The following is a 3,218-nucleotide window of genomic DNA, read 5'->3' as shown; positions in this document are numbered from 1 at the left end:
CAGGGCGGCCGCGAGGCGGTGACGCATTGGGACGTCCTGGAGAGCTTTGCCGGGCGCGACGGCAAGCCGATTGCGACGCTGCTCGCCTGCGAGCTCGAGACCGGGCGCACCCACCAGATCCGCGTCCACCTCGCCCATATCGGCCATCCCCTGATGGGCGATGCGGTCTATGGCCCGCATTTCAAGACCAAGGCGAACCAGCTTGGCCCCGAGTCGCAAGCAGCTCTGGCCGCGCTGGGGCGGCAGGCCTTGCATGCGTATTTGCTGGTACTGGAGCACCCGAGGACCGGAGAATTACTCCACTGGGAGGCGCCTTTGCCGGAGGATTTGCTTCTCCTTCAGGGCGCGCTGAAAGCGGCGCAATGACGCAGGAGTTTTAAGAAAAGCGTTACATTACAAAAGATTATAGCTGCCACACGGGGACGTGACGTCAGCAATCCTTCCCTTTTTGACCCCCCATGGGGTATATTGCGCCTGCGTTGGAAATGACCAACGCGGAACATCGCAGCTACGGCCGGCTTTAACACAGCGGTCGTCTGCCTGGCCCGCCGCTATCGGGGGCCTGAACCTTTGGAGGGCTTCAGTATGGCCCGTACCGCTGCTTTGCCGGTCCTCAATGGAGAATCCGGCCTTTCTCGTTACCTCGCCGAGATCCGCAAGTTCCCGATGCTGGAACCCCAGCAGGAATACATGCTCGCCAAGCGTTGGCGCGAGCATGACGATCGCGACGCGGCGCACCAACTCGTCACCAGCCATCTCCGGCTCGTGGCCAAGATCGCCATGGGCTATCGCGGCTACGGCTTGCCGATTTCCGAGGTCGTCTCGGAAGGCAATGTCGGCCTGATGCAGGCGGTCAAGCGCTTCGAGCCCGAGAAGGGCTTTCGTCTCGCCACCTACGCGATGTGGTGGATCAAGGCGTCGATTCAAGAGTACATCCTGCGTTCCTGGTCGCTCGTGAAGATGGGCACCACCGCGAACCAGAAGAAGCTGTTCTTCAACCTGCGCAAGGCGAAGAGCAAGATCAACGCGCTGGACGAAGGCGATCTGCGCCCCGACCAGGTCAAGATCATTGCCAAGCGCCTCGGCGTCACCGATCAGGACGTGATCGACATGAACCGCCGCCTCGGCGGCGATGCCTCGCTCAACGCGCCGATCCGCGACGACGGCGAAGCGGGCGAATGGCAGGACTGGCTGGTCGACAATACGCCCAACCAGGAAGCCATGCTGGCCGAGCACGAGGAATATGACGAACGCCGTGACGCGCTGAACGGCGCCATGGGTGTGCTCAACCCGCGCGAACGCCGCATCTTCGAGGCCCGCCGCCTCGCCGATGAGCCGATGACGCTGGAAGACCTCGCCGCCGAGTTCGGCGTGTCGCGCGAGCGCGTCCGCCAGATCGAGGTCCGCGCCTTCGAGAAGGTGCAGTCCGCGGTCAAGGGCACGATCGCAAAGGCCGAACAGGCCGCGCTGGAAGCCGCGCATTAAGCGGAGCGTTTCCGCGGCAAGAGATTGGCGGATCGAAAAAGACAGAAAGCCGGCGGCAACGCCGGCTTTTTTGTTGGCCGGGTGATGTCCAGCATGTGCGCGGAGACGCGGGGCCAGGCATCTTGAACCCGCATCGCCGCTCAACCGACCCAAAAATGAGAGTGATCAGCATCAAGCCAATGGACACCCACCGTGTCGATCATCCTGCAATCCACCGTCGGCGGCTTCGAAGCCCAGTTCATGCGCAAGCTGCCGCTGGTCGAGCAGGCGATGCGCGAGCACGGGCTGGAGCCGTCGGAGTTCGTGATCTCCAAGGACTATGCGGGCACGGCGACGATCCCGCTGATGGGTCCCTTCTTCTATAGCTACAGCGTGTTCTTCGGCGAGGAGCAATTCACCGTCACCGAGCCGAACGACATGGTGTTCCTGGACTACTTCTTCAAACGCGTGCTGGCCGTGGACGAACCGCCGGAATTGCCGCAACGGCCGGGATTGATGCGGCGCTTGTTCGGCTGGATGTCGCAGGCGGTGTGATCTTCCCCTCGCCCCTTGTGGGAGAGGGTGGCTCGCCCCGGCAGCGGCGAGACGGGTGAGGGGTTCTCTCCGCGTGTCCGAACTCGTAGGGTGCCAAAGGCGCACTTGCGCCGTGCCCACGAATTCTCTCCAGTTACATGCAAATGGCGGGCACGCTTCGCTTTGCCCACCCTACGGCTTGCGTTAACAGGGGGAGAAGGAAGAGCGCACCGCGCGCGCTAACTATTCCCCCCACACCCGCGCCAGGGCCGCGAGCCAGCAGCCTTCGCAATAGCGCGCGTCCTTGTAGTCGATCCAGTTGTGGGCATAGACGCGCTCGAGCGGGATGCCGTAGCGCGCGCGCAGCACCTTGACGAGGATCTTCCACGCCGCGACCTGCGCCTCCGTGGGGCCTGCCGTGACATCGGGATAGTTGCCTGCGAACTCGACGCCGATCGAGTTGTCGCGCACGACCTGGCGATAGGTCGAGCTGTTGTCGATGTACTTGTTGTCGTTGCGGTTGGCGCCGTCGCCATGGGTCGGCACCAAATTCTCCGCCACCGCCCAATAGACCGTGCCGTCGGTCTCGACCCACACCGTGACGCCGCGCCGCGTCGGAACCTTCGCTTGCGCCTGCGCGCCGCCACGCGCCGAGCCCGCCGGGCCTTCGGTCTGGTGCACGATGATATTGCGCCAGCCTTTTGCGTCGCGGACGTCGCCCCATGGCGCCAACCAGACCATCTTCAGGCCGGGAATGTCGGGTGTGCCGGAAGCGCGCGCGAGCTTTGCCAGTTCGGCGTCCTCGGCAATGGCGGGGACGATCAGACAGAGAGCGGCGAGAACGGCTACGAGCAGGCGAGATATCATCATCCGGATCCAATCACGGACGCTGGTCTAGCACGGCTCCAGGCGAATTTTGCGCGCGCCCTCGTGAGGACCGACCGGCTCGGGCGAGAGCGGCGGCGCCGGATCGTAGACGGCAAAGTCGTTCTTGCCGTTCTTCTTGGCCGCATAGAGCGCGTGATCGGCATGCGCGATCAGGCGATCCGGGAATTGACCGATGCCGCGATCCCACTCGGCGACACCGATCGAGATCGCGATCGGGATGTCCTTGCCGATGCAGGCCGCGGCGTCCTGGCGCAGCAGGACCTGTCGGTCGTGACACTGTCCGGCGCAATGAACTTCAACGGGAGTGGCGGCTCGGCGGTTGGATTGTCGGT

At 63.8% G+C, this 3,218-nt stretch carries 5 protein-coding genes; 3 read left to right on the top strand and 2 right to left on the bottom strand.

What is annotated here, in order from left to right; translation table 11 throughout:
• The 3 genes from MOV75_RS32130 to MOV75_RS32120 all read left to right on the top strand — a co-directional run.
• Window positions 1-366 (top strand): RluA family pseudouridine synthase (locus MOV75_RS32130; protein ID WP_247007333.1); only part of this gene is annotated, 366 nt, incomplete at its 5' end.
• A 219-nt stretch (window positions 367-585) separates the two neighbouring features.
• Entirely contained in the window at window positions 586-1,485 is a 900-nt protein-coding gene (gene rpoH / locus MOV75_RS32125; RefSeq protein ID WP_246931433.1) for an RNA polymerase sigma factor RpoH, read from the top strand.
• 192 nt (window positions 1,486-1,677) lie between these two features.
• Complete coding sequence (locus tag MOV75_RS32120; RefSeq protein WP_246931434.1) at window positions 1,678-2,019, top strand: hypothetical protein; 342 nt, start codon at window positions 1,678-1,680, stop codon at window positions 2,017-2,019.
• 222 nt (window positions 2,020-2,241) lie between these two features.
• Here the strand turns inward: MOV75_RS32120 and MOV75_RS32115 are convergent, their stop codons facing one another.
• Together MOV75_RS32115 and MOV75_RS32110 are read right to left on the bottom strand one after the other, a co-directional pair.
• Window positions 2,242-2,868: an N-acetylmuramoyl-L-alanine amidase gene (locus tag MOV75_RS32115; protein ID WP_246931435.1), complete on the bottom strand. Its 627-nt coding sequence runs from the start codon at window positions 2,866-2,868 to the stop codon at window positions 2,242-2,244.
• Between the two features lie 24 nt (window positions 2,869-2,892).
• On the bottom strand, window positions 2,893-3,218 hold a 326-nt coding region (locus tag MOV75_RS32110; protein WP_247007331.1), incomplete at its 5' end, for a diguanylate cyclase.

Origin of the sequence: Bradyrhizobium sp. PRIMUS42 (assembly GCF_023006515.1) — a bacterium.
Classification (GTDB): domain Bacteria; phylum Pseudomonadota; class Alphaproteobacteria; order Rhizobiales; family Xanthobacteraceae; genus Bradyrhizobium.
The sequence above is the reverse complement of the archived record's forward strand: the minus strand, read 5'-3'. Positions and strand labels throughout refer to the sequence as shown.